Source organism: Acutalibacter sp. JLR.KK004 (assembly GCF_036941085.1).
Lineage (GTDB): Bacteria > Bacillota > Clostridia > Oscillospirales > Acutalibacteraceae > Acutalibacter.
Window position 1 is genome coordinate 66,793 of the sequence record NZ_JAYMNQ010000001.1, and the last position, 26,269, is coordinate 93,061.

General features: G+C 56.5%; 37 protein-coding genes. 21 read left to right on the top strand and 16 right to left on the bottom strand.

The annotated features are described in order from the left end of the window. Window positions 1-654, bottom strand: a complete 654-nt coding sequence (locus tag VSQ30_RS00375) for a MarR family winged helix-turn-helix transcriptional regulator (RefSeq protein WP_334461278.1) — start codon at window positions 652-654, stop codon at window positions 1-3. A 241-nt stretch (window positions 655-895) separates the two neighbouring features. Here VSQ30_RS00375 and VSQ30_RS00380 point away from each other — a divergent pair, with 241 nt between their 5' ends. The 6 genes from VSQ30_RS00380 to VSQ30_RS00405 all read left to right on the top strand — a co-directional run bounded on the left by VSQ30_RS00380 (window position 896) and on the right by VSQ30_RS00405 (window position 7,528). Then, a complete protein-coding gene (locus tag VSQ30_RS00380; protein ID WP_334461279.1) occupies window positions 896-1,045 on the top strand; it encodes a hypothetical protein in 150 nt (49 codons plus the stop codon). Between the two features lie 240 nt (window positions 1,046-1,285). Further along, the gene (locus VSQ30_RS00385) at window positions 1,286-3,241 is read left to right on the top strand and encodes an MATE family efflux transporter (RefSeq protein WP_334461281.1); all 1,956 of its coding nucleotides are present in this window, start codon (window positions 1,286-1,288) and stop codon (window positions 3,239-3,241) included. A gap of 185 nt (window positions 3,242-3,426) precedes the next feature. After that, entirely contained in the window at window positions 3,427-5,151 is a 1,725-nt protein-coding gene (locus VSQ30_RS00390; RefSeq protein ID WP_334464749.1) for an ABC transporter ATP-binding protein/permease, read from the top strand. Beyond that, window positions 5,152-6,807 carry a thiol reductant ABC exporter subunit CydC gene (cydC, locus tag VSQ30_RS00395; protein ID WP_334461282.1) on the top strand — a complete coding sequence of 552 codons (1,656 nt, stop codon included), beginning with the start codon at window positions 5,152-5,154 and terminating at the stop codon, window positions 6,805-6,807. After that, entirely contained in the window at window positions 6,807-7,142 is a 336-nt protein-coding gene (locus VSQ30_RS00400; RefSeq protein WP_120428431.1) for a nitrous oxide-stimulated promoter family protein, read from the top strand. Before cydC ends, VSQ30_RS00400 begins: the two co-directional genes overlap by 1 nt. Then, a complete protein-coding gene (locus tag VSQ30_RS00405) occupies window positions 7,139-7,528 on the top strand; it encodes a YbaN family protein (protein ID WP_334461284.1) in 390 nt (129 codons plus the stop codon). Before VSQ30_RS00400 ends, VSQ30_RS00405 begins: the two co-directional genes overlap by 4 nt. A 284-nt stretch (window positions 7,529-7,812) precedes the next feature. Here VSQ30_RS00405 and VSQ30_RS00410 read toward each other — a convergent pair whose 3' ends face one another. The 8 genes from VSQ30_RS00410 to VSQ30_RS00445 form a co-directional block, all read right to left on the bottom strand. Next, window positions 7,813-8,073: a helix-turn-helix domain-containing protein gene (locus VSQ30_RS00410; protein WP_334461287.1), complete on the bottom strand. Its 261-nt coding sequence runs from the start codon at window positions 8,071-8,073 to the stop codon at window positions 7,813-7,815. Then, a complete protein-coding gene (locus VSQ30_RS00415; protein WP_334461289.1) occupies window positions 8,060-9,946 on the bottom strand; it encodes a VirD4-like conjugal transfer protein, CD1115 family in 1,887 nt (628 codons plus the stop codon). The genes VSQ30_RS00410 and VSQ30_RS00415 overlap by 14 nt, the downstream gene beginning before the upstream one ends. Further along, on the bottom strand, window positions 9,925-10,842 hold the full coding sequence (locus VSQ30_RS00420) for a DUF3991 domain-containing protein (protein ID WP_334461291.1): 918 nt from the start codon (window positions 10,840-10,842) through the stop codon (window positions 9,925-9,927). The genes VSQ30_RS00415 and VSQ30_RS00420 overlap by 22 nt, the downstream gene beginning before the upstream one ends. Window positions 10,843-10,903: 61 nt before the next feature. Further along, window positions 10,904-12,247: a MobP3 family relaxase gene (mobP3, locus tag VSQ30_RS00425; RefSeq protein ID WP_334461293.1), complete on the bottom strand. Its 1,344-nt coding sequence runs from the start codon at window positions 12,245-12,247 to the stop codon at window positions 10,904-10,906. Continuing rightward, window positions 12,235-12,585 (bottom strand): hypothetical protein, encoded by a 351-nt coding sequence (locus VSQ30_RS00430; RefSeq protein ID WP_334461295.1) that lies wholly within the window; start codon window positions 12,583-12,585, stop codon window positions 12,235-12,237. Before VSQ30_RS00430 ends, mobP3 begins: the two co-directional genes overlap by 13 nt. A 468-nt stretch (window positions 12,586-13,053) precedes the next feature. Further along, the gene (locus VSQ30_RS00435; protein WP_334461297.1) at window positions 13,054-13,449 is read right to left on the bottom strand and encodes a hypothetical protein; all 396 of its coding nucleotides are present in this window, start codon (window positions 13,447-13,449) and stop codon (window positions 13,054-13,056) included. After that, window positions 13,439-13,648, bottom strand: a complete 210-nt coding sequence (locus VSQ30_RS00440) for a hypothetical protein (protein WP_334461299.1) — start codon at window positions 13,646-13,648, stop codon at window positions 13,439-13,441. Before VSQ30_RS00440 ends, VSQ30_RS00435 begins: the two co-directional genes overlap by 11 nt. Further along, on the bottom strand, window positions 13,599-14,060 hold the full coding sequence (locus VSQ30_RS00445; RefSeq protein WP_334461301.1) for a hypothetical protein: 462 nt from the start codon (window positions 14,058-14,060) through the stop codon (window positions 13,599-13,601). The genes VSQ30_RS00440 and VSQ30_RS00445 overlap by 50 nt, the downstream gene beginning before the upstream one ends. A 95-nt stretch (window positions 14,061-14,155) precedes the next feature. Here VSQ30_RS00445 and VSQ30_RS00450 point away from each other — a divergent pair, with 95 nt between their 5' ends. Together VSQ30_RS00450 and VSQ30_RS00455 are read left to right on the top strand one after the other, a co-directional pair. Further along, window positions 14,156-14,632 (top strand): PcfB family protein, encoded by a 477-nt coding sequence (locus VSQ30_RS00450; protein ID WP_120480621.1) that lies wholly within the window; start codon window positions 14,156-14,158, stop codon window positions 14,630-14,632. Continuing rightward, on the top strand, window positions 14,629-14,988 hold the full coding sequence (locus tag VSQ30_RS00455; RefSeq protein WP_502876155.1) for a conjugal transfer protein TraG: 360 nt from the start codon (window positions 14,629-14,631) through the stop codon (window positions 14,986-14,988). The genes VSQ30_RS00450 and VSQ30_RS00455 overlap by 4 nt, the downstream gene beginning before the upstream one ends. Before the next feature lie 3 nt (window positions 14,989-14,991). On the opposite strand, the gene VSQ30_RS00460 is transcribed toward VSQ30_RS00455, so the two are convergent. Continuing rightward, complete coding sequence (locus tag VSQ30_RS00460) at window positions 14,992-15,237, bottom strand: hypothetical protein (RefSeq protein WP_334461303.1); 246 nt, start codon at window positions 15,235-15,237, stop codon at window positions 14,992-14,994. Between the two features lie 71 nt (window positions 15,238-15,308). Between VSQ30_RS00460 and VSQ30_RS00465 the strand changes: the two genes are divergently transcribed. Together VSQ30_RS00465 and VSQ30_RS00470 are read left to right on the top strand one after the other, a co-directional pair. Then, a complete protein-coding gene (locus tag VSQ30_RS00465) occupies window positions 15,309-16,757 on the top strand; it encodes a phage tail sheath family protein (RefSeq protein ID WP_502876157.1) in 1,449 nt (482 codons plus the stop codon). Window positions 16,758-16,769: 12 nt separating this feature from the next. After that, window positions 16,770-17,288: a phage major tail tube protein gene (locus VSQ30_RS00470; RefSeq protein ID WP_334461306.1), complete on the top strand. Its 519-nt coding sequence runs from the start codon at window positions 16,770-16,772 to the stop codon at window positions 17,286-17,288. 57 nt (window positions 17,289-17,345) lie between these two features. Here VSQ30_RS00470 and VSQ30_RS00475 read toward each other — a convergent pair whose 3' ends face one another. Both VSQ30_RS00475 and VSQ30_RS00480 read right to left on the bottom strand, forming a co-directional pair. Then, window positions 17,346-17,741, bottom strand: a complete 396-nt coding sequence (locus VSQ30_RS00475; RefSeq protein ID WP_334461308.1) for a type II toxin-antitoxin system HicB family antitoxin — start codon at window positions 17,739-17,741, stop codon at window positions 17,346-17,348. Window positions 17,742-17,781: 40 nt separating this feature from the next. Continuing rightward, a complete protein-coding gene (locus VSQ30_RS00480) occupies window positions 17,782-17,961 on the bottom strand; it encodes a type II toxin-antitoxin system HicA family toxin (RefSeq protein WP_160579823.1) in 180 nt (59 codons plus the stop codon). A gap of 93 nt (window positions 17,962-18,054) precedes the next feature. Between VSQ30_RS00480 and VSQ30_RS00485 the strand changes: the two genes are divergently transcribed. The 10 genes from VSQ30_RS00485 to VSQ30_RS00530 all read left to right on the top strand — a co-directional run bounded on the left by VSQ30_RS00485 (window position 18,055) and on the right by VSQ30_RS00530 (window position 23,561). After that, window positions 18,055-18,363 carry a hypothetical protein gene (locus VSQ30_RS00485; protein ID WP_334461309.1) on the top strand — a complete coding sequence of 103 codons (309 nt, stop codon included), beginning with the start codon at window positions 18,055-18,057 and terminating at the stop codon, window positions 18,361-18,363. 157 nt (window positions 18,364-18,520) lie between these two features. Next, the gene (locus VSQ30_RS00490; protein WP_334461311.1) at window positions 18,521-18,670 is read left to right on the top strand and encodes a hypothetical protein; all 150 of its coding nucleotides are present in this window, start codon (window positions 18,521-18,523) and stop codon (window positions 18,668-18,670) included. Next, the gene (locus VSQ30_RS00495) at window positions 18,671-19,240 is read left to right on the top strand and encodes a hypothetical protein (protein WP_334461313.1); all 570 of its coding nucleotides are present in this window, start codon (window positions 18,671-18,673) and stop codon (window positions 19,238-19,240) included. Window positions 19,241-19,250: 10 nt separating this feature from the next. Then, complete coding sequence (locus VSQ30_RS00500) at window positions 19,251-19,715, top strand: hypothetical protein (protein WP_334461314.1); 465 nt, start codon at window positions 19,251-19,253, stop codon at window positions 19,713-19,715. Window positions 19,716-19,732: 17 nt separating this feature from the next. Further along, window positions 19,733-20,134, top strand: a complete 402-nt coding sequence (locus VSQ30_RS00505; protein WP_334461315.1) for a hypothetical protein — start codon at window positions 19,733-19,735, stop codon at window positions 20,132-20,134. 8 nt (window positions 20,135-20,142) lie between these two features. Continuing rightward, complete coding sequence (locus VSQ30_RS00510; RefSeq protein WP_334461317.1) at window positions 20,143-20,616, top strand: hypothetical protein; 474 nt, start codon at window positions 20,143-20,145, stop codon at window positions 20,614-20,616. Window positions 20,617-20,620: 4 nt separating this feature from the next. Then, on the top strand, window positions 20,621-21,691 hold the full coding sequence (locus tag VSQ30_RS00515; RefSeq protein WP_334461318.1) for a hypothetical protein: 1,071 nt from the start codon (window positions 20,621-20,623) through the stop codon (window positions 21,689-21,691). A 35-nt stretch (window positions 21,692-21,726) separates the two neighbouring features. Continuing rightward, window positions 21,727-22,017, top strand: a complete 291-nt coding sequence (locus tag VSQ30_RS00520; protein WP_334461319.1) for a hypothetical protein — start codon at window positions 21,727-21,729, stop codon at window positions 22,015-22,017. Next, window positions 22,014-23,327, top strand: coding sequence for a radical SAM peptide maturase, CXXX-repeat target family (locus VSQ30_RS00525; RefSeq protein ID WP_334461320.1), 1,314 nt, complete (start codon window positions 22,014-22,016; stop codon window positions 23,325-23,327). The genes VSQ30_RS00520 and VSQ30_RS00525 overlap by 4 nt, the downstream gene beginning before the upstream one ends. Continuing rightward, window positions 23,328-23,561 carry a hypothetical protein gene (locus VSQ30_RS00530; protein WP_334461321.1) on the top strand — a complete coding sequence of 78 codons (234 nt, stop codon included), beginning with the start codon at window positions 23,328-23,330 and terminating at the stop codon, window positions 23,559-23,561. A gap of 139 nt (window positions 23,562-23,700) precedes the next feature. On the opposite strand, the gene VSQ30_RS00535 is transcribed toward VSQ30_RS00530, so the two are convergent. The 3 genes from VSQ30_RS00535 to VSQ30_RS00545 all read right to left on the bottom strand — a co-directional run bounded on the left by VSQ30_RS00535 (window position 23,701) and on the right by VSQ30_RS00545 (window position 25,425). Continuing rightward, window positions 23,701-23,913 (bottom strand): hypothetical protein, encoded by a 213-nt coding sequence (locus VSQ30_RS00535; protein ID WP_334461323.1) that lies wholly within the window; start codon window positions 23,911-23,913, stop codon window positions 23,701-23,703. Beyond that, window positions 23,894-24,373: a gamma-glutamylcyclotransferase family protein gene (locus VSQ30_RS00540; protein ID WP_334461325.1), complete on the bottom strand. Its 480-nt coding sequence runs from the start codon at window positions 24,371-24,373 to the stop codon at window positions 23,894-23,896. The genes VSQ30_RS00535 and VSQ30_RS00540 overlap by 20 nt, the downstream gene beginning before the upstream one ends. Window positions 24,374-24,471: 98 nt before the next feature. Next, the gene (locus VSQ30_RS00545) at window positions 24,472-25,425 is read right to left on the bottom strand and encodes an amidoligase family protein (protein WP_334461326.1); all 954 of its coding nucleotides are present in this window, start codon (window positions 25,423-25,425) and stop codon (window positions 24,472-24,474) included. 166 nt (window positions 25,426-25,591) lie between these two features. On the opposite strand from VSQ30_RS00545, the gene VSQ30_RS00550 reads away from it, so the two are divergent. Then, complete coding sequence (locus VSQ30_RS00550; protein WP_334461327.1) at window positions 25,592-25,840, top strand: helix-turn-helix domain-containing protein; 249 nt, start codon at window positions 25,592-25,594, stop codon at window positions 25,838-25,840. A gap of 42 nt (window positions 25,841-25,882) precedes the next feature. Here VSQ30_RS00550 and VSQ30_RS00555 read toward each other — a convergent pair whose 3' ends face one another. Next, a complete protein-coding gene (locus tag VSQ30_RS00555) occupies window positions 25,883-26,221 on the bottom strand; it encodes a hypothetical protein (RefSeq protein ID WP_334461330.1) in 339 nt (112 codons plus the stop codon). Window positions 26,222-26,269 lie beyond the last annotated feature (48 nt).

Genomic DNA, 26,269 nt, shown 5'->3' on the forward strand with positions numbered 1-26,269 from the left:
CTATTTACCGCCTTCCCGAAAGGCCCTGCCTTTCCTGCAAGGGTCAGGGCAGTTGGCACAGTCATGATTACAGCGGGGGTGGCCGTCGTTTTCTCCGGCGGCGTGATGGTGATGGCCTTCCCAATCACTATGGGGGCCATGGTGTCCGTGATGCTCATGATGGCCATGGTGATGTGCCTGGCGGTCCGCGTATCTGGATTCCCAGTCCGCATTTACCTTTTCCAAAAGCTTCAGCAGCATTCCCTTTTCCTCATCAGACAGGGAGGAGAACATCTCGCCATGCCGCCTTATGCGCTGAGAATTGGCATCTTCTGCCTGCCGTTTGCCTTCCTCGGTTAGAGCAACGTCGACAGTGCGGCGGTCGGTTTCACTCTCCGTGCGGGTAAGCAGCCCGGCATTTTCCAGCTTAGCGATCACCTCGCTGGCAGAGCCGGGCTGTATGCCCAGCCGCTCCGTCAGTTCCCGCTGGGTAATGGAACCGGTTTCCAGCAGGACGGTCAAAATGCGCTTTTGACTGCCCCGCCCTTCCGACATATCCCGCATGGTGTGTCCGATGTCCCGAAGATTGATAACCAGCCTGCCGTTCACGTCCTCCTGCTCATAGTGCGCCTTGCGCCAAGCGATGTGCTTCTCAAAGCTCTCATTTCGTTTCATTTTTTGAGCTCCTCTCAAATTTATATTAGGTACCTAAACATTATACCCCTTGCCTTTCAGATTTGTCAAGGTACCTTTTGAAAATTCTGCTTGACTTTTTCGGACTCCATTTGCTATACTAAAGCTGCAACGTGTAGTGTTACCGCGTAATTCCGGTTGAAGCTGCACGTTGTTTTTATTATGGAAAGTGTGCGGCCAATAGGCGTAAGTCCGGCTTTCTGAATTCTCAGGAGGTATTTTCATGGACAACAAGTCAAATGCGTTTCTCGAAACCGAGTCCGTAGGCCGGCTCATGGGCAGGTATGCCCGTTTCCGATGTGCTGACCTTTCTGATCTGTGCCGCGATAATTGTCTACACCTACCGTACCTTGGGGAGCGGGCGGCCCTCTGAAAAAATTCTTTGTGCAAAATGACCATTTGACTTTCCCGCCGGAAAAATGCTATACTGACCAAGCAAATCAAATATAGCCATTCAACGACACACGCGGCACGGAATACCCTCATAAAGTATCTGTGCGTAAGCCTGATTACGGTACGGAAAACGGCGTGTGTCTATTCTTTTGGGGATGCCAGATATAGGAGCGGCGCGCGTCGGACGTGTGCCGCCCTTGGCATTTTCAGGAGGTTTTTTATGCAGGACAGTACCTATCTCGGCACGGAAAAGGTAAGCAGGCTTCTGGGGAAATTTGCCATTCCCTGCATCTTCTCGCTGATCATTTCCTGCCTGTACAACATTGTGGACCAGATCTTTGTAGGCAATGGCGTGGGCTATCTGGGCAACGCCGCCACCGGGGTTATCTTCCCTATCACGGTGATAGGCTGGGGCGTTTCGCTGTTCTTTGGTGATGGAGCTGCCGCGGCGCTCAGCGTGTCCCTGGGCCGGGGAGAAACGAAGGATATCCACAGGATTGTAGGAAACGCCATTCTCGGCTCTTTCCTGGGCGGAGCAATCATTATCGCGGTCAGCTACGCCTGGGGCGACGGCCTGCTCCGGCTCATCGGGGCCACGGACCAGAACCTCACCTTGGCCCACGACTACGGTTTCATCATCTACGCCATGATGCCCCTGGCCCTGGTGCAGAACACCCTAGCCTCCATCATCCGGGCGGACGGCAGCCCCCGGTACGCTATGGGAGCCATGCTGGTGGGCGCGGTGCTGAACATCATCGGGGACCCGGTGGCGATTTTTGTGCTGGACATGGGGATAAAGGGCGCGGTCTGGGCCACGATTCTTGGGCAGTTCGTCAGCTTTCTTATCTGTGCCGCCTACCTGGCCCGAAGCAAGTCTTTCCGCATAGGCGGCGGCAGCTTCAGGCCCAATGGCAAGATTCTCCGGCAGGTGATGGCTTTGGGCACGTCCAGTTTGCTGACCCAGCTGTCCATTGTGGTGATTACGGTTATCAACAACATCCTGCTGGTGCGGTACGGCGCACAGTCGGAATATGGGGCGGACATTCCCCTGGCCGCTTTCGTGGTCATCATGAAGCTGTTCCAGATTGTGCTGAACATTGCCATCGGCATCGCGGCAGGGGCACAGCCCATTGTGGGGTACAACTACGGAGCGAAAAAGTACACCCGGGTGCGGGAGCTGCTGAAGCTGATGATAAAGTGGACGGTGATTGTCTGCCTGCTCTGTACAGTGCTGTTTGAGGCTTTCCCGCTGGTGTTTATCCGGATGTTCGGCGCGGACGGCGAGCTGTACACCCAGTTTGCGGTGCTGTGCCTACGCATCTACCTGTCGCTGATTCTGTTTACCTGTGTGCAGAAGGTCTGCGCCATCTTTTTGCAGTCCATCGGCCACGCGAAAGCCGCCGCGCCGCTGTCCATTTTGCGGGATGTGCTGCTCATCGTGTTCTCCCTGGTTATCCCCATCTTCACCGGTGTGACCGGCATTTTCTGGGCTGCGCCGCTGGCGGATGTGTTTGCCATTCTCATCACGGGAGCGGTCATGGTAAGGCTGTGGAAAGAGCTGAGTATCCCGGATAGCGGCATACAGGAAGCCGCCGGGACTCTGCGGAAGAGCAGGCCCGGCGTGATTGTCACCATTGCCCGGGAGCATGGCTCCGCGGGGAAGCGGGTAGGCCAGCTGGTGGCGGAAAAGCTGGGCGTTCCCTGCTACTACAAAGAGCTGACTGCCCTGGCCGCCCAGGAAAGCGGCCTTGCAAAGGAGTTTATCTCCGGCCTGAACGCGGACGAAAATGCCGTCATGCGGGAATTGTACCTGAGCACCAGCGCTGTGCAGCAGGCCATTACGGCACAGGAAAAGGCCATCCGGATGATTGCAGACCAGGGCTCCTGCGTGATCGTGGGCCGGGCGGCGGATCATGTGCTTCGCGGCCGGGAGAACATAGTGCGGGTGTTCATCCACGCTCCAAAGGAATACCGGGTGAAGAAGGTCATGGAAATGTACGGCGACACCGCCCAGGAGGGTGAAAAGAGCATTGCACGGTCGGACATGGCCCGAAGCGCGTACTATAAAAGTATCTCCGGGCAAAACTGGGGCGACCCTCATCAGTATGAACTGAGCGTAGACAGCTCAGTGGGGCCGGAGAGGACGGCGGAAGTTATTTGCCAATATCTTGGGTAAGTGTACTTTCGGGCAAAGGGGAGGGGCGCGTTTATCGCGTCCCTTCCTGCGTTTGCTTAAAAATTTGGTTGACAAACGATGTGCGGAATAGTAAAATGGATGTAGTTAGCGTTCGCTAATTGTCGGGCGCTGTTATTTGGCAATCAAGTTAGTGTTGCTTAACTAAGAGGTGAATGAAGTTTATGATGATCAACAAACGCCTGATCGGCACAGTCCCCGAGAGCCGAAAATACGTGGCCGGGAACGTGGCCCTGCAATGGCTCTCTCTATTGGCAAACATGGCCATGATGACCGCCATCACCGCGCTTTTGGCGTGCCTGGCTTTGGGTGAGAGCAGACGGATCGGTCTGACAGCAGCGGTGGCGGCGGGAGCGGTGGTGCTCCGCTTCGCCTGCACAGCGGGGGCCAGCCGCATGGGCTACCTTTCGTCTAAAACTGTCAAGCGCACTTTGCGGGAGCTGATTTACCGAAAACTCCTGGGACTGGGCGCTGGGTACCGCCAAAGCGCCAGCACCGCCGAGGTGGTCCAGGTGGCGGTGGAGGGCGTTGACCAGCTGGAAACCTACTTTGGGGCGTACCTGCCCCAATTTTTCTACGCCATGCTGGCCCCGCTGACCCTGTTCGCCTACCTTTGCACGGTGAACGCGCCCTCGGCGCTGGTGCTGCTGGTGTGCGTGCCGCTGATTCCCATTGCCATCGCCGCCGTGCAGACCTGGGCGAAAAAGCTGCTCGCCAAATACTGGGGCCAGTACACCGCTTTGGGTGACACCTTCCTGGAGAACCTCCAGGGCCTGACAACGCTAAAGATTTACCAGTCCGACAGCTTCAAGCAGGAGGAGATGAACCGGGAGGCCGAAAGTTTCCGGCGCATCACCATGAAGGTGCTGACCATGCAGCTGAACTCCATCACCATCATGGACCTGATCGCCTACGGCGGCGCGGCCCTGGGGGTGGTGCTGTCCGTGACCCAGTACCGGGCCGGGCGGGCGGACTTAGCCGGATGCCTGCTCATCATTCTCCTGTCCGCCGATTTTTTCATCCCCATGCGCCAGCTGGGCAGCTTTTTCCACATCGCCATGAACGGCATGGCCGCCAGCGAGAAGATTTTCCGCCTGCTGGACTTGCCCGATCCGGAACGGGGTACTGCCCCCTTTCCAAAGGACTGCTCCATCACCTGCACCAGTCTGGGCTTTGCTTATGAGCCTGACCGCCCTATTCTTCATGGAATCGAGTTAGCTGTGCCTAAAGGCGGCTTTACCGCTATTGTGGGGGAATCTGGCTGCGGCAAGAGTACCGTCGCCGGACTTCTCATGGGTCGTAACCGTGACTATACCGGCTCCATCCAGATCGGCGGCGTGGAGCTGACGGACATAGCCGAGGCAAACCTGATGGAAAGCATCACCTACATCAGCCACCAGAGCTATCTGTTCAAGGGCACGGTGCGGGAAAATCTGCAAATGGGCAGGCCCGATGCCACGGACGATGAACTCTGGGCGGCGCTGGAAAAGGTGAAGCTGGACGGTTTCCTCCGGCAGGAGAAGGGCCTTGACACCCCCCTCACCGAGCAGGGCGCAAACCTCTCCGGCGGCCAGCGGCAGCGGCTGGCCCTGGCCCGGGCGCTGCTCCACGACAGTCCAGTGTACATCTTCGACGAGGCCACCTCCAACATCGACGTGGAGAGCGAGAATGACATCATGGAGGAGATACACCGGCTGGCCAGGGAAAAGACGGTCATTCTCATCTCCCACCGGCTGGCCAATGTGACCGGCGCGGACAACATTTATGTGGTGGAAAAGGGCCACGTTGCGGAGCACGGCACACACTATGAGCTGCTGGAAAAGCGGGGCGCTTACGCTGCCCTTTGGAACGCCCAACAGTCTTTGGAGAACTACGGAAGGGAGGCCATCTGAATGAAAAGGAGCGGATTCAAGGTAATGCTGCGGCTGATAGGGCTGGTACAGCCTTTAGCCGGGTTCATGGTGCTGGCAATTCTCATGGGCCTGGCCGGGCACCTGTGCGCGGCGTTTATCACCATCTTCGGCGGGTACGCGGCGCTGGATTTATTGCAGTTTGACACGCCCTTCAGCCTGACCGCCATTTTCATTTCCGTGGGCGTGTTCGCTCTGCTGCGGGGCGTACTGCGCTATGCCGAGCAGGCCAGCAATCACTTTATCGCCTTCAAGCTGCTGGCGCTCATAAGGGACAAAGTGTTCCGGGCCCTGCGCCGCCTGTGCCCCGCCAAGCTGGAGGGCCGGGACCGTGGCGATCTGATAGCAGTCATCACCTCGGACATTGAGCTGCTGGAGGTGTTCTACGCCCACACCATCTCCCCGGCGGCGATTGCTGGGCTGTTCACGGTGGTGATGTGCCTGTTTATCGGCAGCTACCACTGGACGCTGGGGCTGCTGGCTCTGTTCGCTTATGCCGTGGTGGGGCTGGCCGTGCCCATGCTCACCTCCCGGCTCAGCGGGGAGGACGGCATGGTGTTCCGGCGGGAATCCGGGGAGCTGAGCGCCTTTGTACTGGACAGTTTGCGGGGGCTGGACGAAATCATCCAGTACGGCCAGGGGGAAGCCCGCCTCGCTGAGATGAACGCCCGCACCGATGCCCTCTCGGAGAGCGAGTCTAAGATGAAGCGCAAGGCCGGGAGGAGCATGGCGGTCACAAATACGGTGATTCTCCTGCTGGACCTGGCAATGCTGTTCATCTCGGCGGCGCTGTACAGCCAGGGGCAGGTGGACTTTGCCGGGGTGCTTATCCCCACGGTGGCGCTCATGAGCAGCTTTGGCCCCTATGTGGCTCTGGCCAACCTGGGCAGCACCCTGCAGAGCACCTTCGCCGCCGGAAACCGGGTGCTGGACATTCTGGAGGAGGCGCCTTTGGTAGAGGAGGTCAGCGGTCAGACCCAGGTAGAGTTCACCGGCGCGGCGGCTGAAAACCTCAGCTTTTCCTACGGCGGCGAACAAGTCCTCAGCGGGCTGAGCCTGGACGTGCCAAAAGGGAAAGTGGTGGGCATCGTGGGCAAAAGCGGCAGCGGCAAGTCTACCTTCTTAAAGCTGCTCATGCGCTTCTGGCAGGCAGGGCCTGGGCAGGTGCAGGTCTCGGGCCGGGACGTGGGGCAGATCAACACCCAAAACCTCCGGGACATGGAGAGCGTCGTTACCCAGGAGACCCATCTGTTTCACGACAGCATCAAGAACAATCTCCGCGTTGCAAAGCTGGACGCCACAGATGAAGAAATCGTCGCCGCCTGCAAAAAGGCCGCTGTCCATGACTTCATCATGACCCTGCCAAAAGGCTACGACACCCCTGTGGGCGAGCTGGGCGGCACCCTCTCCGGTGGGGAACGCCAGCGGCTGGGGCTGGCAAGGGCATTCCTTCACGACGCTCCGTTGATGCTGCTGGACGAACCCACCAGTAATCTGGACAGCCTGAACGAGGCGGTGATTTTGAAGTCCCTGGGCCAGGAGCGGGGCGGCAAGACCGTGGTGTTGGTGTCCCACCGGCAGAGCACCATGCGCATAGCAGACCAGGTGTACTCGGTGGAAAATGGGAGGCTGAGCTGATGGACACGAACACAAAGCGGGAGCGGGAAAAGGCGATGGTGGCCAAGATGATTGCCCTTTACTGCCGGAAAAACCACCACACCAAGGGACTCTGCCCGGAGTGCGCGGCGCTGGCCGAATACGCCCGACAGCGCAGCGACCACTGCCCGTTCATGGAGACAAAGACCTTCTGCTCCAACTGCCGGGTACACTGCTACAAACCAGAGATGCGGGAGAAGATCCGGGCGGTGATGCGCTTTTCCGGGCCCAGGATGCTCCTTGTCTGCCCGGTGCAGGCGGTGCGGCACGTAATCGAGACCAGAAAAGAGAAACGGAGATTGGAGGAACAGGCATGAAAATCAAGAAAATCGGGTACATAGCGTTGGGCTGCATCGGCGTGGGGCTGGGTGCGGTGGGGGCGGTTCTGCCCCTGCTGCCCGCGTTCCCGTTTTTGCTGCTGGCGGCGTTCTGCTTTGCACGCAGCTCGGAACGCTTGGACAGGTGGTTCAAGGGTACGAAGCTCTATAAGGAGAACCTGGAGAGCTTTGTCCAGGGCAAGGGCATGACGAAAAAGACCAAGGTGCGCATTATGGTGACGGTGACCCTGCTCATGTCCATCGGCTTTGTGATGATGCACGCCGTGCCGGTGGGGCGCATTGTGCTGGGGGGCGTGTGGGTGTTCCATATCCTCTATTTTTGCTTTGGGGTCAGGACAATCTCTGCAGACGAAGGCGATATTTAATTCTGAAACGCCGACTGAATTGGGGGAACAAATTGATGCCTTTAACGGCATAAGGAGACTATAGACAAAAAATTAAGAGATAGTATCGAAACAATATAATCAAAAAGATTATATCGAGAATTTGCATTCTCTTTAATTCAGTGCCTTTTACTAAAGAGAGAAAGGCTTTTCTATCTCTGGAGTATATCATCTTCATTTGGTTAGTTCAATAGAGCTTCCACCATGACAGGAGGCACCTGCCATCGAGAGAGCGCAAAGGTTCCTTGGCGGCGGGTGCTTTTTTGTCATATTCTCTTTAAGCGAAAAAGCAAGCTGCTCTTGCCGCCCTTTGCACGATAGCGCTGCTCTGTTTCCAACAACTCCGCCTTTCGCAAATCTTGCAAGGCCCTACGAACCGTAGACTGCGACAGTTTCAATTCCCTAGCTATGGTGGGGATGGCAGGCCAGCACTCGCCATCCCGATTTGCCCGGTCAGCCAGATAGATATACACAGCCACGGCCCGGTGCTGCAAATCCATCTTGTACAGGAAATCAAACCGGCCCATCCTGCACTACCTCTGACTCACGGTTATGGGGAGCAACTTCTTTTAATGGCCTATTTTGTCTGCTTGCGGAGCCTTTCTTCTTTGAAGAGCGCTTGCGCTGCTTTTGCGAGGGAACGTCCTGACTCTGCCCTCCAGCGGGTGCATCCTCCGGCGGCGTATCATCCTCCTTCAACCATTCCGGGTGGTATTTCAGCACGATGGCCTGTAGGAGTTCATTCTTCTCCGCATAAGCTACCTTACGATTGCCGTTCTCCGGGACAGCGTACGGTTCATCAAACTGGATGCCCCAATCAAAGTACAGCTTGAGCCTGACTTTCATGGGGTAGAAACCGGTTTTCATCACGATGAATTGTCCCTTGGGCATAGACTTCAACTCGTTCGGCGTCATGAGAGGCCGCTCTATCATCTGCAAAGACTGGCTGGGGTCGTTCTTGCTCCTGGACACTGAGCCAGACATCACTGTGCGGCTGCCCAGGGCCTTGGACAGCACTTCGGCAGAATTACTGTTGGGCGCGAACCCACCGAAGATGATGTCTTGTAAGTTATCCACGATAATCTCAGCGCCCTCTTTGCCATAGTTCTTCTCCAGCTGGGCAAAGGATTGAATGATGGGCACGATCTGCAAGCGGCGGGAGCGGGAGGCGGAGAACATCATCTCGGCAGATTCAATCTTTGGAATGGTTCCAAATTCGTCAGCAAAGAACACGCATCTATTTTTCAGCTTGCCGCCATTCTCATCTGCCACGGAGAGGATTTCCCGGTAGAGCTGCTGAATAATCAGCGAAATCATAAAAAAGGAATTAGGGTTTTCCTCCGGCAAAATAACGAACACGGCGCACTTCTCGTTGCAGAATCTTTCGGCATCTATTTCTGTATCGAAGCAAAGGATTTGCTCTAACTCACTATCGAGGAACGAATTGAGCCGCGACAGCGCAGTACCCATGACACTTGCCATGGACTCTTTTGAGGTGTTCAGCGCGGCTCCGGCAAACCATTTGGCCTTATGGTCATTGGGGAGCATAGCCATGAGCTGCTGGAACTGGTTCTGCCCCTTCTGCTGGGAGGGAGCCAGCAACTCCTGGATGATTTTGAACACGGAGACGATGTGCCGTTTCTGCGGTTCGCAGAACTCAGCCACCAGAAGAATTGTTGCGGTCAAAAGGCCTTCGGCGGCATCGTAGAAGTAGGCGTTGTCACCAAAAGATGAGCCGTCCATGCCGGACATGATGATGGTCTTGGCAATGATTTTCGCATACTTTTCGGCCTTGGCTTTATAGGCAAGCTGGTCGGGGCATTCCAGGTAAGCGTCCATATACTTGTTGACCAGGTGGAGCAGGTTGTTGCCGTGGGAGCGGGTGGGGTTGCGCAGGTCTATAACCGAAACGTGATAGCCGTATTTTTCAGCGATAGTCCCATAATTTCGTGCCAGGTCCCCCTTGGTGTCGCTCGAGAGCCAGCTCATGCCGCTGGCGCAGGCGTACTCGATGCACGGATAAAGCCAGTAGGCAGTTTTGCCGACACCTGCCGCGCCGATCATGAGAGCATGAACATCGCCAGTGTCCACCATTGCGATGGTTTCCTTTCTGCCAGTGCAGCCCATGACGATGCCCTGGGGGAGTGCTCCACCATTTTCAAGAGAGGGTTCCTTCCCATGAGCCGCCTGTTCCCGCCAACGCTCCGGTGTAAAGGGAACGTGCCGGTATACTTTTTTTATCTCTGCTTTCGTAGCCCATCGTGCGGTGCCGTGCTGACCATCACCAACCGTTTTCGCCTTGATATTATTTAGATTATAAATGTGGGCCAGAAGAGTGATGCCGCTGAGAATACAAAACATAAGCGCACCCACGAAAATTAGCGGCGCAATATTTGGCATGACTGCTCCACCTCCATTTCATCGCTGCACAATAAATCCTCGTTCCAGTCCTTGTTGACCGGCACGAGGATTTCTGATTCTACACCCTGCATTATGAGTTTTGCAGTAATCCGCTGGGCGGCAAGCTGGCCCGACTCGTCGCTGTCGAAACAGATGGACACTTTATTGATGCCAGGGCTGTCTGTCAAGCATTGGAACAACACCTTATCTGAAACGGAACAGGCGGCTGCATAGCTGTGGTTGCGCCAGCCGTCCTTGTTCATGGAGATGAAGGACAACATATCAATTGGGGCCTCGAACAGATAGAACCTGTTGCTTCTACCGTTCCAGTGAAAGCTATACTCCGGCACACTTCCCACAGCATTGCCCTTGTAGGTGGACGTAGAGCCGGTCCCCCGCTTGTTGGCATGGCGGGGAGTGCCATCCCTATCAAAGCCTACGAACACCACGTTGTGGTACTGCGCGGATTCGTAAATCATCTTTTTGTGAACGAAAGCGTAAAGCACGTCTTTATCGATGCCTCGCCGGTTCAGCAGGTAAGCAAACACCCGCCGGATATTATCATTGGCAGGCGGCAATTCAAATTTAGGCGTAACCTTTCTTGCAGGCGACATAACGGAAAGCACACCGCCACTCTGCCCCAATAAATATTCCATTGCTTCCGGGTAGGATTTGTGGTAGAATTTTCTTACGAAGTCAATGGAGTCGCCGCCTACTTGCTCATACTGGTGGAACCACAGGTTGCCCCGGATGGTGACCTTCTGAGAACCGTCCAGCCACTCCAACTCCGAGCCGGATTTGCGCAAGGTCTCACCCTGGCTGCGGAGCAGGCCAGCCAGATCGGTGCGCCTTGCTTTCTCTTTCTGCTCGTCCGTAAAAGGAATAAATCCTGACATGAAACTCCTTTCCAAGAGAAAAAGCCGCGCCAAGCGGCGCGGCCCTCTCTTACGATATTTTTTATTGCCGTAACCCCTGCGCCTGCTTTTTCTCGTTGATTTTCCGGCGCAGTTTTCGGTCAACTCTTTTGTCTTGATAGATGGGTTGAACTTCATTTTGTAATATTTGGCTGGTCTGCTGAAACAGGCGTAGAGCGTTCATCCCAATACCAGTACCAGTACCAGCAACTGAGTGTGATTGTCTGTGCGTAATTTTAACATCGTCTTCAGCGACCTGTTCCTGCTGGCTGTCCAGAACCAGTTCCATAGCTGTCTGAATGATGGTGTTCTTAATTGTTTTGAATTCCTTGTTCTGCGACAGAGGAATCCTCTCTGGCAGGTTGCTGTTGTAAGTGTGCAGCACATTTTCCCTCTGCTTATACCACAAATCGTAAAGTACAGAGATACGATTGTCCTTTGCAATTTCATCGACGATAGAATCAATGAGTGTTTTTACATCAGCCTTGAAGTACTCATACACTTTTTTACCTTTGGTACGGGAAAGCCGCTGGGCAAGCTGCAGGAGCAGTTCTTCCAGATACTGATTGGAATATCTACCAGTATTTATCTGAGAAATTATTTCCGCAAGCACATCTTTGCTGGTGGAACGCAGGTTATCCCTGTGCTCCGTCTGCTTTTCGTAGATGCAGAGCAAATCTTGGGCAAAAATGTCTTTTGCAAAAGCAGAGCGCAATTTCTGCACACCCTGCTTGGTGAGATATCCCTCACTTTCCACTGTAGAGTAGGCGATGAGATGCGCATGGGGATGATGTCCCTCGTTGTGGAAAGCCGCAAACCACTTCAAGTGCCCCATAGGAATACGCAAGTTTTCAGAGAGCGCTTGGGTCTGGGTACGGAGCATATCCCGCCAGCGGGAGCCATTGTCAAAGCCGAGCCGCTCTGCATCTTCTCTGCGCAAGGAAATAATTGCCGTCCACACGTTGCCGCCGTAGTCGTTGAGCTCCCGCGATACCTCCGCGAGATTCACCTGCACACCATCATCTGTAAACAGCCCGTGAGAACCGAACCGTTCAGCACGGGGACGGGTAGCAATATAGTCAGCATAAGTTTTTGCATTCAGCGCAACAGCGGCGTTGTCCTCGATAGCGCGGGAGATAAATTCGGATGCAGATTCAACTGTCTGTTTCTGTTGGTAATCTTCGTACTCTAACATCTCTTTACTGTCAGGAAAGTCCCGCAGAATTTTCCTTATTAGTTGTTTCTGATTCCAGGTAACGGGCGCAAACCGTTTGGAGTCATCGATTTTCTCCACACCATCACGGATAGCAATATATTTTGCATACCCGCCGCGCCCCTGACGAGCGCCCGGTTTCAGGTACTTAAATTTCGTAACTAACTTTGCCACTCGACCGCGTCCTCAAATCTGAAATTGCCGTTGAGACGTTTTACCTCTTGGACACATTCACCGCGCAGCCGGGCCAGAGATATCTCGTCGATCTCGCTGCTGGCGGCTACCACGTTCATGAGCATGGCAAGCTCCACCGCCAGCTTGAAAATCATTTTGCTCTGGCGGTTATCGCTCTCAGCCACGATGCTTTTCATGTTGGAGAGGAGCGCGTTGGGAAGATACGAAGTATCTTCGTCAGCCGTGACGTGGCCAACGTAATAGCAGATTGCCCGGTCGATAAACTCGGACTGACTCTTGCTCTTGTCCTTCCTATAATTATTTTTTACGAGCTCCAATGTGCTTGGGTACGCCCAAAGCAGAAACTTCTTTTTCCCTTTTGGCGCAGGCATGACTTCACCTCCTTCTAAATTTCGCAACCGTACTCAAAACGTCGTTTTACTGGCCTTTTTCCGCACTACAACCCACCCATTTTGCTGACAACCTTATCAGCAACCCACCCTTCAAAATGCACATCTGAAAGCCCGAAAACTCCCGACGCGACCGGCATTGCCGGGCGCAGTGAACCGTGAGGTGGGTGCAGCGCAACCCACCTCACTTTCTCCCGCTTGCTTTTCGACCTTGCCTATACCACCCATATTCGCTGGAAATTGGCACCTTTTCAAACCGGGCCAACATTGCCCCAACACGGCCCGCGTGGGAGCAGAGCCGAGCGTTTTCCCGACCCAGCCCTACAAGCCCCGACACGGCGAGTTGTGCGGGGCTTGCCACGCACAATCTCGTCCACACTGTGGGCCGACAGCCGGTCACATCCGCATAGCGGGGCCGTCCTCCTGCAAAATATCCGAAAAATCCTCCAGCACCCCGGATTCTTCCATCTCCGCGATATCGTGGACGCTCCCGCCTGCCGCCAGATGCTCCGCAGCCAGCTTCATCTCCCAGGGGAAAGGACAAGCGCCGATCTCCGCCAGGGAAATCACTTTTCCAGCCACATCGTCACCGTACAGTTCCCGGATATCCGAGAATTTCTGGGTGAACTCATCCAGGAACATCTCGGAAGTTTTATAGGAACCGGCAGGCTTTTCGCCATGGCTGCTGTCATATTCCCCCAGTTCATCGGCCCATTCCAGCCAGACCGCCACTGCCGAATCACTATTGGGCCGGATGGCATTTACAAATTCCGCAAACGTTTCAGCCGTCATTTTCCGCCCTCCTGAAGTTCTTCATAAGGTTTGACCTGCCGCCCCTCAAGCCTCTCAAAGCAGCACTCTGTATATCCTCGTCATATACTCTCCGCTCCACCTCCGCGTCCAAATCCGAATAGGGCAGGGTGAAGCCACCGTCCTCCTGCTCAACCACAGCCTGCTGGACGTATTTGTCCACCAGCGTGTCCATCTGCACACAAAAATCCCGCAGGGAGGGGTACCGGTTCATGAGGGCCAGAGTCCGTGCGCCGGAGAGGTATGCTGCGTACCGTGCGTAGGCAAAGCCCTCGGAATTCACAAGGATAAGAAACATTGAGTTTCAGGTAAGCAGCAATGGGGTCTGTGACGGACTGCGTATAGGTGACCGTGTTCTGCTGGCCCACGCCGGGGCCGAAGGTGCCATCGTCCCACACAACCAGGCCCATGCGTTTGGAGTCCTTCTTGCTGGCGCTGACAGTCACATCGCCGGTGGGAGCGGTAGGGCTGGTGATGGTCAGCACATCGCCGCTGGTGGTGAACTTCATGGCGCTGTAGTCAGAGGAAAACGTGTAGTTACCCAGCACCTTATTGGTGTCGGTCAGCGAGGCAGTGTATCTTGTCGGTATCAAGACGGACGTACTGGACGGCTTGCGTGTGCGTGTGCATAACCGATAACCGGGGCGGCTTCCCCGCACAGACCCAAGAAAGGAGGGATTGACCGCCCATGCAGGAACAAATCAACGAAAAGACCGTTGCTATCTCAATCAAGACGGCAAGGCTGACCGCCGAAGTCTTACAGAAAGCCGTGAAAAAGCTGCTTGACGCAAGGAAGCACAAAGCACCAAAGGAATACCGGGGCAGACAGACGCTAAAGCACCTAATGAAGCAGAACACGGGCGTTTCCAGTATGGAAATCACGGACGCTAACATAAAAGCGTTTGAACCCGTTGCCAAGAAATACGGCATTGATTACAGCCTTAAAAAAGTAAAGGGCGAAGAACCGCCCCGGTATCTTGTCTTTTTCAAGGGGCGGGACGTGGACGTTATGACGGAAGCCTTTAAGGAGTTTGCCGCCAAGAAGCTAACCAGAGAGAAAAAGCCGTCTATCCGCAAGGCGTTAGCTGCCTTTAAGGAAAAGGCAAAGCAGATGAACCAGAACCGGGAGAAAGTAAAAAACAAGGACAGGGGGCGTGACAGATGAAACCGAACATCAAAAAGCTGCTTATCCTCAATGCGCCGTACCTGCTCTTTGTATGGCTCTTTATGAAGATTGGCGAAGCGTTCCGGCTCTCTCCGGGGGCTGACCTCTCCGGGAAGCTCCTACACATCATGGAGGGCGTGACCGCCGCCTTTGAAAGCCCCATGCCGAGCCTTAACGGGCAGGATTTTCTTATCGGCGTTGCCGGGGCGGTTATTATGCGGCTTGCCGTCTACCTAAAAGGCAAGAACGCCAAGAAGTACCGCAAGCTTCTCTGGTACGAGGATAAGAAATTCCGGGTCACGATAGAATGTGACCCGGATACGGGGAGGTTCTCAGCTAAGCGCGAGGATTTTTGACGATCATCTTCGGTCTATTGTGCAGCCTTCCGGCAGTTGGCGGCAAATTTCTGATCCCAAAAAATTCCCGAAACCATCCCACAAAATAGAAATATAGTCTACTTGTGGGACTATACCCCGCCGCGCATCTGAGTGGGTATTATTTGTGCCGACCGCATAGTTAACTCCCATTTTTTCAAGATGCTGCATCACTTTGGCACGCTCCTCTTTTGTGACTCGAGGCCCAAATGTGAGTATGTACCTTTGCATTTTATTCACCTCCTCCCCATTTCCATTTTACCACTTTATAGTTGGGAGGAAAAGACAGCAGCGAAAGGAAAGTGATTTCTTTGCCAAACTTAGGTGTACACGTAAAAGAACAGGCCACGGCGGTGAGCATCCCCGTGGTGGCCGACAGCGGCATCCCCTTTGTGGTGGGTACTGCGCCCGTCCACACAGCGGAAAAGCCCGCCAAGGCCAATACCCCCGTCCTCTGCGCCAGTTGGGATGAGGCGGTGGAGAAGCTAGGCTTCTCCTATGACTGGAAGAAATACACCCTGTGCGAAGCCATGTACAGCCACTTTAAACTGTACGGCTGCCAGCCGGTGATCTTCTGCAACGTCCTGGATCCCGCCGACCCGGACATGAAAAAGGCCGCTGTGAGCGAAAGCTTCAGCATAACTGACCACCGGGCTGTCCTGCCCTTTGAAGCTGTCCGGGAGGGCCTGAAGGTAACAGGCGGGGAGGGGGAAAGCACCGCGGTGCTCAAGGAAGATGAGGACTACACCCTGTTCTACGAGGAGGGGAAGGGCTGTGTTCTGGAGCTTCTGGAGGGCGGCGCGGCCTACAGCGCCGCGTCCCTTACAGTAGAGGCCGCGCAGCTTGACCCCGCTGCCGTCACCAGTACGGATATCATCATGGGCATAGACCAGGTGGACGCCTGCATGACGGCGGCAGGAAAGATCTCCGACCTGCTGCTGGCCCCGGGCTTCTCCCATGACCCTGTGGTGGCGGCTGTCCTGACTACGAAAGCGGCGGCCATCAATGGCCTGTTCGGGGCCAAAGCCCTCATTGATGTGGACTGCTCCGCCGGGGGTGTGGCGGAATACAGCCAGCTGACGGACTACAAGGCCAAAAACAACCTGGTGGACGTAAACCAGATCCTGTGCTGGCCTATGGTGAAGTTAGGCGGCTACCGCTTCCATCTCAGCACCCAGCTAGCCGGGCTCATGGCCCAGGTGGACACGGAAAACGGCGGGTGCCCTTATGAATCCCCCAGCAACAAAAGCCTCAAGATCGACGGCTGCTGCCTGGAGGACGGTACAGAGGTAAACCTCACCTGGGAACAGGCGAACCTTGTGGCAGGCTCCTGGGGTGTGGTTACGGCTCTGAACTTCATCGGCATGGGCTGGACGGCCAAGGGGAATTATACCGCCTGCTACCCCTCAAACACCGATGTAAAAGACCAGTTTATCCCGGTCTCCCGGATGTTCGATTGGGTGGGCAACACCTTTGTGCGCACCTTCTGGGCAAGGCTGGACAGGCCCATGACCCGGCGGCTTGTGGACAACATCCTGGACAGCGGCAACATCTGGCTCAACGGCCAGGTGGCGGCGGAGCACCTGCTGGGGGCCCGGGCCGTGATGCTGGAAAGCGAAAACAATCTCCTGGACCTGATGGCAGGCATCATCCGCATCCATGTGTACATCACACCGCCCAGCCCGGCCCAGGAGATCGACTTTACACTGGAATACGATATCAGCTATGTGCAGGCCGCACTGGCCGGATAAGGAGGGAAAATTATGCCGAAACAACCTGCCGCCACCATACAGCTGGAGGCTTACGAGGACGGCGTCAACTACTGCGGCATCGCAAAGGTGCAGCTGCCCAGCATCGTGTATCCCTGTGTGACCATTGCGGGCACCGGCATGATGGGCAACATGGAGGTACCCCTTTACGGCATGGTGGATAACATGACCACCAAAATAGACTGGTTGAGTCCCACCGGCGACGCCGTGAGGCTGGCCACCCCGGACAAGCACATGATCGAACTGCGGGAAGCCGAGGAATATTGGGACACCGAACAGACGGAGGTGGGCATCTGGGCCAACAAGTACGTGATGATCGTCCGGCCCAAATCCTTTGACCCGGGCGGCCGCGCCCCCATGGGGGCCGCCGACGCCAATGGCGAATATGTGGTGTACTATTTCGCCGGCTACCGGGACGGCAAGCAGCTATGGGAAGTGGACAAGCGCAACATGAAGTGTGTCATCATGGACAAGGACTATATGGCGGATATCCGCAAGGCACTGGGCAAGTAGCCGCACAGGCCCAAAAGCAAAGAAAACCCCCGGAGGGCATCCGGGGGCTGTTCTTTGTCAGGTGAGGTGCAGGCGCTCTTTCAGGGCGTCCTGGAGGATCTGGGAGAAGTTTACACCAGCCTCTTCTGCCCGTGTATTGAGCCAGTTCGGGATGGAAAGGGTCTTTTTTACAGCCCGGCTGTCGTTCCTTTTGCGCCAGGCGTTTGTATCGGCCCGGACAAAGTTCACAAACGCCGGGGCTTCTGCCTGCGGCGCAGGGCTGGGAGCGGGGATAGGCAACCCTTTATCTTCCGCGTGGGAAAGCCACATTTCCAGCGCGTCCTGGGCCATAAATAAAGCTTCAGCCATATCGTGGCCCTCGGTCATGCAGCCGGGCAAATCCGGGAAGGAGATAAAGAACCCTCCTTCCTCCGCATCTGGATGGAAAACAGCGGGATAAACATATTGAGCCATTAGGGTACCTCCTGTTAATAGGGTGCCCAAAGGGGCCGGGCTATTCCAGCCCAGCAGCCTTTAGGATGGATCTTGCGAGGATCTCTTTCACTTCCGTATGCCTTGGAAGTATGAGCGTGGTTCCGGGCTTATCCGGGTGGACGGCCTTGTCATGGTTCCCGCCATGGGATATCTGCCATCCGGCTTTTTTCAGCGCCCGGTCAAGGTCTTTGCGTTTCATTCTTTTCACCTCACAAGATTATTATACACGTATTATCACGTATTGTCAAGCGCTTTATACGCATTTTTACGTATCTTTTACAAGGAGGGCACTATGCAGAAAGAAACTACCACAAAAGACGAAATGGAACAGGTGAGCCAGGTGGAAGCCGCGCTGGAAAATGCGCCGGATCCCGGCACCTACACCCACAGGCTGAAAAAGCCGTTTACCTTCGACGGCAAGACGGTGGAGGAAATGCACTTCGATTTCGATTCCCTTACCGGCGCGGACACCCTCGCCATTTCAGCGGAGATGAACCGGCGGTTCAAAAACCTGGTGCTGCCCCACCTGTCCTGGGAATTCATGACGTTAATGGCCGTGCGCGCCTGCACGGACCGGGATGAAAGGGCATCCGGCTGGTGAACGAAAAGCTGCTGCAGGCCCTGCCCATGCGGGATTATAACACCATCGTGGGGAAGGTGCGGGATTTTTTGCTGACGCCGGCCTGACGGCGCAGGACGCCGGGGGGTGGCTGCGGGAACAGTGTTTTATCCTTGCCAAAAACAACAGGGGCACCAGTGTGTTTGAGTGGCTGGCCCAGCCCTTACGGGAATTGACGGAGTGGATCAAAGTCAATAACCAGCTGATAGAAAAAGAGGAACAGCGCCAGGAGGAAGCCCGGGAACAGCTGCGGCACAGGGGCCGCAAGTTTGGAAGGGGGAGACAGTAAATGCCCAGCGGCAAGCAATATGAAATGCTCTTTAAGCTCAACGCCCAGGCCAATTCCGGCTTCAAGGGTACTTTCTCCCAGGCCCAGGCGGAGTTTGCAAAGCTGGGCAGTCAGATACAGTCCCTGAACCGGGCACAGGGGGATATATCGGCCTACCAGAAACAGCAGGCCGCCATAGACCGCACCCAGGGCAGGCTTGAAAACCTTAGAAAGCAGCACGCCCTTCTGGGCCAGCAGATCCAGAACACTACCGGCGACACCTCCGCCCTGGAGCGGGAACAGCTGAAGCTGGAGCAGCGCATGGCCAGCACCCAGGCTACCCTTGAGAACCAGCAGGGGCGCTTATCCGCCACCACCCAGCGGCTGGAGGAAGCCGGGGTGAGCATGGATGACCTGTCCGGGGAAAGCGCCCGGCTGGCTGATGAGATACAGGAACTGAGCCAGCAGCAGGAAGCCGCCGCCCGTTCCGCAGAGGAATACGGGGAGTCGGCTGTCAGCGCCTTTGATGCGGCGGCCAGCGCCCTGGCGGCTGCGGGCATCGTGGGCGGTATCAAACAGATATGCCACTAAATTTGATACAGTGCCCTTTGGGAACCACCGCACAGCCGCCTTCTGGCTGAAAACGGCCGGGTTTGACCTCCGGTTCCTAAATGGCGTCCTCCAGGACTGCACCACCTTGTCCGGCGAAAAGCGGCTGGACGGCACGTGGGTTCTGGGACAGTCCCTGTGGGGCCTTGCCATGGAAGCGGTAGAGCTGTCTACGAGCTTTTGCGAGCCTGCCGGGGGCAGCATACGGCCTTTTGTCATGGATTTTGGCGTACATGCCAGAAACCCTGCCCGGCTTGGCCTTTCCGCCGCCTGTTCTATCCCTATCCGGGAAAGGGGGCATGCAGAACTGCCCCAGACAGCCATAGCGCTGGGAGCCAGAAATGCCTTTGGCTTCACTGCCGGGCAGATCCTGGACGGGGAATGGCTCTTTGACGGCTCCGCCTCCTTTAACGGCAGGCGGGATTTTGACGGGCCTGTTATACGGGAAATCCTATAGAAAAGGAGCGAGAAAGCATGGAAAACAACATGGAAAGCATCACCACTGTTATCACCACAGCCCGCAGGACGGCATTATGCAGGGTAACCAGCGGGGCGGTTTCTGCCCTGTCCCCAGTGGCCTATGTGGCCTTTGGCAGCGGCGGCACAGACGCGGAGGGCAATGTGCTGGCGCCCAGCCCAGACCAAACCTCCCTGCATCAGGAGGTGGGCCGGTATCCTGTGGGGGAAGCGGCATACCCCATCCCCACAACGGCCCGGTATACTATTACCATCCCGCCGGATGATTTGGCGGGCACAAACATAAGCGAGGCCGCTCTGGTGGATGCGGACGGCGTTTTGTGCGCCATCCGCAACATGCTGCCAAAGGGGAAGGACGCGGGGGTGTCCTTTACCTTCACCTTTGACGATGAATTCTAGGGGGCGCTATGGCAGATATCCATTATACTTTTTCAGAAGCCCCGGTATACCATACGGATATCCGGCGCTTCCAGAACACAGACCCGGTAAACGCCGAGACAGTGGTAAACCCTGTCATCCAGCGGCTTATCGACAACATCCATGCCCTGTACCTGGGAAAAGCAGACGCGGAAACTTTGCGGGAGGCCTTGGAAAGTGTGTCAAAGGCCATGGAAAAGCTGGATATGGATGTGCGGGAGTATGTCCAAAGCACCCTGCGGGAATCCTTATCAGGCCTGAAAAAGGGGGAGGCCGGGGGCGTGGCCCCTTTGGGGGAGGACGGCAAGGTGCCAAACGACTACATCAACGCCCAGGGGGGCCTGGTGGCCCAGGAGGAACCCCCGGAAAACACCACTCTGGGCTGGATAGACACAGCAAACGGCAACATACTGAAATTTTACCGGGACGGGGATTGGATTTCCGTTTCAGCAGTCTGGGGGTGAAGGGATGCTGACAGCGGCGCAGATTAACAGGCTGCGGGAAAAGACAAGGACGGAATTGGCCCGGCGGGGCGGCTTTGGCAGCCTTGCCGGGTTTGCCGGCACAGCGTATGATTTTGAGACTATGCCCCAGCCTGGAGGACGGGTTTTGGCAGAGCACGGGCAGAAAACCATCAACCCCCTGCTGGCGGTAGCGGATATCCCCGGCCTTGTCTTAGTGGGGGAGGAATCCCCGGAAGGGGTGATGCCCTCTGAAAAAGGGGATCCCATCCCCGGGGCCTTTAATGAAAGCCTTTTAAATCAGGTGGAGGCGTTGGCGGCAGAACCCATGCAGGGGGCGCAAAGCTCCTGCCGGGGGGCCTGCAGCGGCCTGTGCGCAGGGTCATGCGTGGGAAGCTGTTCAGGCTGCGGGGCAAGCTGCTCCAGCTCCTGCAGCGGCTGCTCCGGGTGCGGCGGGAGCTGCTCTTCCTCCTGCAGCGGATGTTCCGGCTGCTCCAGTTGTTCCGGCGGCTGCGGCTCTGGGTGCAGCGGCTCCTGTGGGAAAAACTGCACTGGGGGCTGCGGCACAGGCTGCTCCGGCGGTTGCGGGGGAAGCTGTTCCGGATGCAGCGGAAGCTGCTCCGGCCGGTGCGGGGGCTGTTCCGGATGTGGCAGCGGGTGCGGATCCGGCTGTTCCGGCTGCGGGGGCTGTTATGGCAGTGCCACAGGCGGGTGCAACGGCTGTTCCAGCGCCTGCAAAAGCTGTACCGGATGTGACAGCGGCTGTACGGGAGGGTGCCGGGGATCCTGCACAGGCTGTTCCGGCGGATCCGGAGGCTGTGACGGCTGTATCGGCTGTTCCGGCCAGTGTACAACAGGGTGTGTGTCAGGCTGTGCCGGGTGTTCTGCCTGCTCCGGGGGCTGTAACGGGTGCAGCGGATGCAGCGGGTGTTCCGGCTGCTCCGGCTGCGGTTCCGGCTGTTCAGGGGGCTGCGGGGGCGGCTGCGCTGCAACCTGCGGCACCACCTGCACCGCCACCTGCTATGGAAACTGCCAAGGCCAGTGCTATGGGACAGCCGCGGCGGCTGTTTCCGCCTGAATACAGTATTATAATAACGAAAGGATTGGATTCTCATGAAAGAAATCATTTTGGACAGCAGCAGGGCTATGGATCATCTGGAGGCGCTGGGGTATGAGGTTGGTTCCCGGAAAGATCTGTTAAGCTACATGATAAGCGCGGGGGTGAAGCCTTCGGATGAGGCTTTCCAGGCGTACCACAAGGAATACCAGGACTTTTTCATCCAGTACGAGGCGGCAAAGTCCGCCTTTGAAAAAGAATTTGTAGAGCCTTTGGCCCCTGGCAGGCGCCTTACATGGAACCTGGATTTTGCCACCCGCAGGCTTACAGTGGAGGGCCTGTCGTGAGAGCGGGCACAGAACAGTTCCAGGACTATGTAAACCGCCTTTTTCCTGTGGGGCCAGGGCTTTCCCCGGACGGGCGCAGGGTGCTCAGCCGCACCGTCACTTTCCAGGTAACAGATGCCTGCACCCTGCGGTGCACCTACTGCTACCAGGGTGTAAAGGGCAGCCATGTCCTGCCTTTTGAAACGGCGAAAAAGTTCGTGGATCTCCTTTTGCGGGACGACAACCCTTATATCAACACCCGAAATTCCCCGGGGGTGGTGCTGGAGTTTATCGGCGGGGAACCGCTTTTGGAAATTGGCTTAATCGACAGGATAACAGATTATTTCCTTCAGGAGGTCATCCGCCTGCACCATCCCTGGGCCACCCGGTTCCGGCTGTCCATCTGCTCTAACGGCACAGAGTATTTCAACCCCCAGGTGCAGGCCTACCTGAAAAAACACCTGCACCACCTGTCCTTCTCCATCTCCATTGATGGGAACAGGCAGCTTCATGACGCCTGCCGGGTATATCCTGACGGCCGGGGCAGCTATGACACTGCCATTGCCGGGGTGGAGCATTTCACAAAGGTGCTGGGGGGCCGCATGGGCAGCAAGATGACCATTGCCCCCTCCAATGTGGGCTATGTGTTTGAGGCCCTTCAAAACCTGCTGGGGCTGGGGTATCGGGAAATCAACCTGAACTGCGTCTATGAAAAGGGCTGGGAGCTGTCCCATGCCCGGGTTCTGTATGGACAGCTCAAGCGCTGCGGGGACTACCTTCTGGAAAACGGGCTGGAGGATGCGTATATCTCCATGTTTGAGGAACACTTTTTCCGGCCCAAGGATCCAAAGGATGTGCAGAACTGGTGCGGCGGCACAGGGGACATGCTGTCTGTAGACTATACAGGGAACATCTATCCCTGCATCCGCTACATGCCCAATTCCCTGGGGCCGGACATCCCTCCGCTGACCATTGGGCATGTAGACCATGGGCTTCTTGGCACAAAGGGGGAGCAAGACTGCGCCCAGTGCCTCCAGCGCATTGACAGGCGCACCCAGTCCACAGACCAGTGCTTCTCCTGCCCCATTGGGGAGGGATGCGCCTGGTGCTCCGCCTATAACTACCAGGTGTTCGGCACAGCGGACAGGCGCGCCACCTTTATCTGCCCTATGCACAAGGCCCGGGCTTTGGCAAACGCTTATTACTGGAACAGGCTGTACCGGGCCAGGGGGGAAGGAAAGCGCTTTCAAATCCATGTCCCCAAAGACTGGGCGCTGGAGATACTTCCGGAAGAAGAATGGGAACTGCTGAAAAGATTGGAGGAAAAGTAAATGTTTACAGTGAAATTGGGAACAGGGAAAACCTTTGAAGCCACCGCAGCAGAGGAGGCCTATGGCGCGGTATACGGCGGCAGCCCCCGCCTGACCCTGCGGCTGGAGGCCTCCCCCGCCCCCCGCGGCCTAGACTGGTATTTGGGCCTGCTGGAGGAAGAAGGGGCTTTGGATAAGGGCCTGCCTCAATTCGCGGATTGTAACTTTCATTCTTTGTGTTCCCCTTTCCTTTAGCTTGTCCCTATATTACCATACACATGCATAGAATACAAGAGGCTAAGGCGCACAAACATTCGCCGGGTTTCCTGGTGGTAATGGCAGCAAAAAAGGAGCGGCCCACGAGTTGGCTCGCCAACTCGACCGCTCCATGCCTTTACTCCTGCTCCTCCTGATATCGGTGTATATTCCCCAGAATGTGATCCTGCTCCTCTTGGCTCAAGCCCAGCCCCTCCAGGGCCTCGCGGGTGCCGCAGTCCGGGCAGATAAGCTGTGTGCTGTCCCGAGAGATCGCAGGGGCGCCTCGGTAGGGCTTGCCGCATTTGGGGCAAACCGTCAACTTGAACAAATTACCACTCGTTTCTTTCAAGTGCCATCACCTCCCTGGTGTATGCCCTGGCCTCCAGCAGCGCCTCGGGGTCAAAGCCAAAGTCCCGGTAGCCCACCTCGCAGGTGTCCATATACCGGGTGGTGGGCAGGCCCGCCGGGTGCCCGTCGTTCATGAGATAAACAAAAGCCTCCACTTGCCGCTCCTGAGCCGTTTTAAGGCCGGTGCAGGTGATGGCAAGGGTTTCTTTGCGGTAGAACACAGGATAGCCCTCGTAGCGATCCAGCGCCGCCTCGTCGGCCTTTGTAACGGCCCATACGGCCACCGGCACGGTGCAGTCGGGGGCGGGTTCGATGGTGAGGTAGTTCCCGGATCCGCTCCCGCGGAACACCAGCCGCCAGCCCTCCAACTGGGCGGTGCCCACAGGCCGGGCATTGGGGCAGCGGTACGCCATCTGCTCCCGGTTCAGATTGCTTCCATAAGCAAGGTAGTATTTTTTCACGGTTCAACATTCCTTTCGAGTTTATTATAACATAGTTCTCCTACCACCGAAAGCCCGCCTTTTGGCGGGTTCTCGATGGGGCGTTTAACCTAAGTCCTTCAAGCGGTAGGGCGGCTGGTGTGCCGGAAAGCGGTGTCGCCGCTCAGGCGCCGGGTGAGGATTTCGCGGGCCGTTTTGAATTCCTCACCGATGAAGCCTAGGCGGAGCAGCCAAGTCCGCATTGCGTACCGGGGGTTTTCGTTCTGCTGGGGCCGGGGGCTGGCGCTCTTGGCGGCCTTTGCCATCTGGCTCAGGGCCAGGCACAGCTGGATGTAGGTCTTGAGCTGACCGGCGTGGATCCCGCCCTTGCGGCCCTCACCGGGGTTGTCAAACTGGAAAAGCCGGAATTCAACAGTGCCGTGGGTAAAGGTGGCGTGGAGGTTCAGCATATGGTAGCGGCTGGAATTGTAGTGGTGGCTCCGGCCCCAGTCAGCGTTCTGGCTTTCATACCACACATCGGACAAGGCCGACATCGTGCTGGGCTTTTCCCGGTTCAGCCGCTCCAGAAAGCGGGGGTCAACGGTTCTGCAGTAGTCCTCCATCCGGCCCTGGTCGAGATTCAGGGCGCTGGCCAGCAGGCTCTCGTGGCTGGCCATCAGGTTCGCCAGGTTCCGCAGGGAAGCGGGAGTGTGGCCGTTGGCTCCGATGTGGATATGCACCCCACAGCCGTGGGCCGGATTGCTGACCGCTCCAGCGTGACGGAGCTGGCGGGCGACTTCCTGCAAGTCCTCCAGGTCGTCATAAGTGAGGATCGGAGTGCCCAGCTCGGTCTTCTCGGCGTCGCGGGCGGCCCGGATGCTGGAATCCCGTGTGATTTTCCACACCCGGCCCTGCCGATCCTGGCAGCTCCAGGAATCGTAACTGCCAGCCTCATGCCGCACAGTGCGCTCGGTGCCGAAATATTTTGCTACCACCTTAGCGGCCTCCTGCCGGGTGATCCCGGCCATTTCGATCTCCACACCGATGGTTTGCTTCTTCATGTCCTCGACCATTTTAGCAAGTTTCGCGTTCATTTTGTTTACCTCCGTGGTTTGATTGTGTCTGTATATTACCATACACACGCACTGAATACAAGCCGCTAAGGCGCACAAACATTCTGCTATTCTCCTGGTGTATATGCCGGCTTGACTTTTGCCATACATACGCATATAATAAAGTAAAATGGGAGGAGGGGCCTAAATGCCAAGATTGTCCGCAGCCGCAAATACCACACCCATAGATAAGAAGTGCCTGGAGTTGGGGATATCCCGCTCAGAGCTCTCCCGGCGGAGCGGGGTGCCGCTGCCCACACTGGACGCCTGGGGCCGTAGGACACGGCTCCCCAGGGATGTGTATCAGCTTTATAAGGTAGCCCAGGTGCTGGGCTGCCACATAGAGGATATCATCGAGCCGGAGCTGGCGGAACAACAGGAAAGCGGCAGGGAATAGCAAAGGGAAGTCAAATTTGACTCCCCCCTTGTGTGTATTTCTTTAGGCCGTCATATAGTCGTACAGTTTGGCCTTAAGGACGATCAGCTGGGCTTCAGCCGCCTCGGCCCTGGCCTTGTACTCGTCCCGCTCCCCGGCCAGTTGGCCCACCTGCACGGTGCGCTGGGCCAGCTGCTCTCCCAGATCCTGCGCCTGCTCTACCGGGTTCCCGGAGAAGTCGTTCTCGATATTCTCCTCCGCGATGTCGAACACGCCGCGGAAAGCGGTGGCGATGTAGCTGTCCGGCCCCAGGGCGGCCACCAGAGCTTTGATCTGCTGCAGGACTCCCCGCTCCTGGTCTTTGGTCGCCATTGCGGCCTCGGTGGTGTTTTCAATACACATTTTTAATTTACCTCCTTGATTTTTGGTTCCTGCTCTGTTAAAATCAAG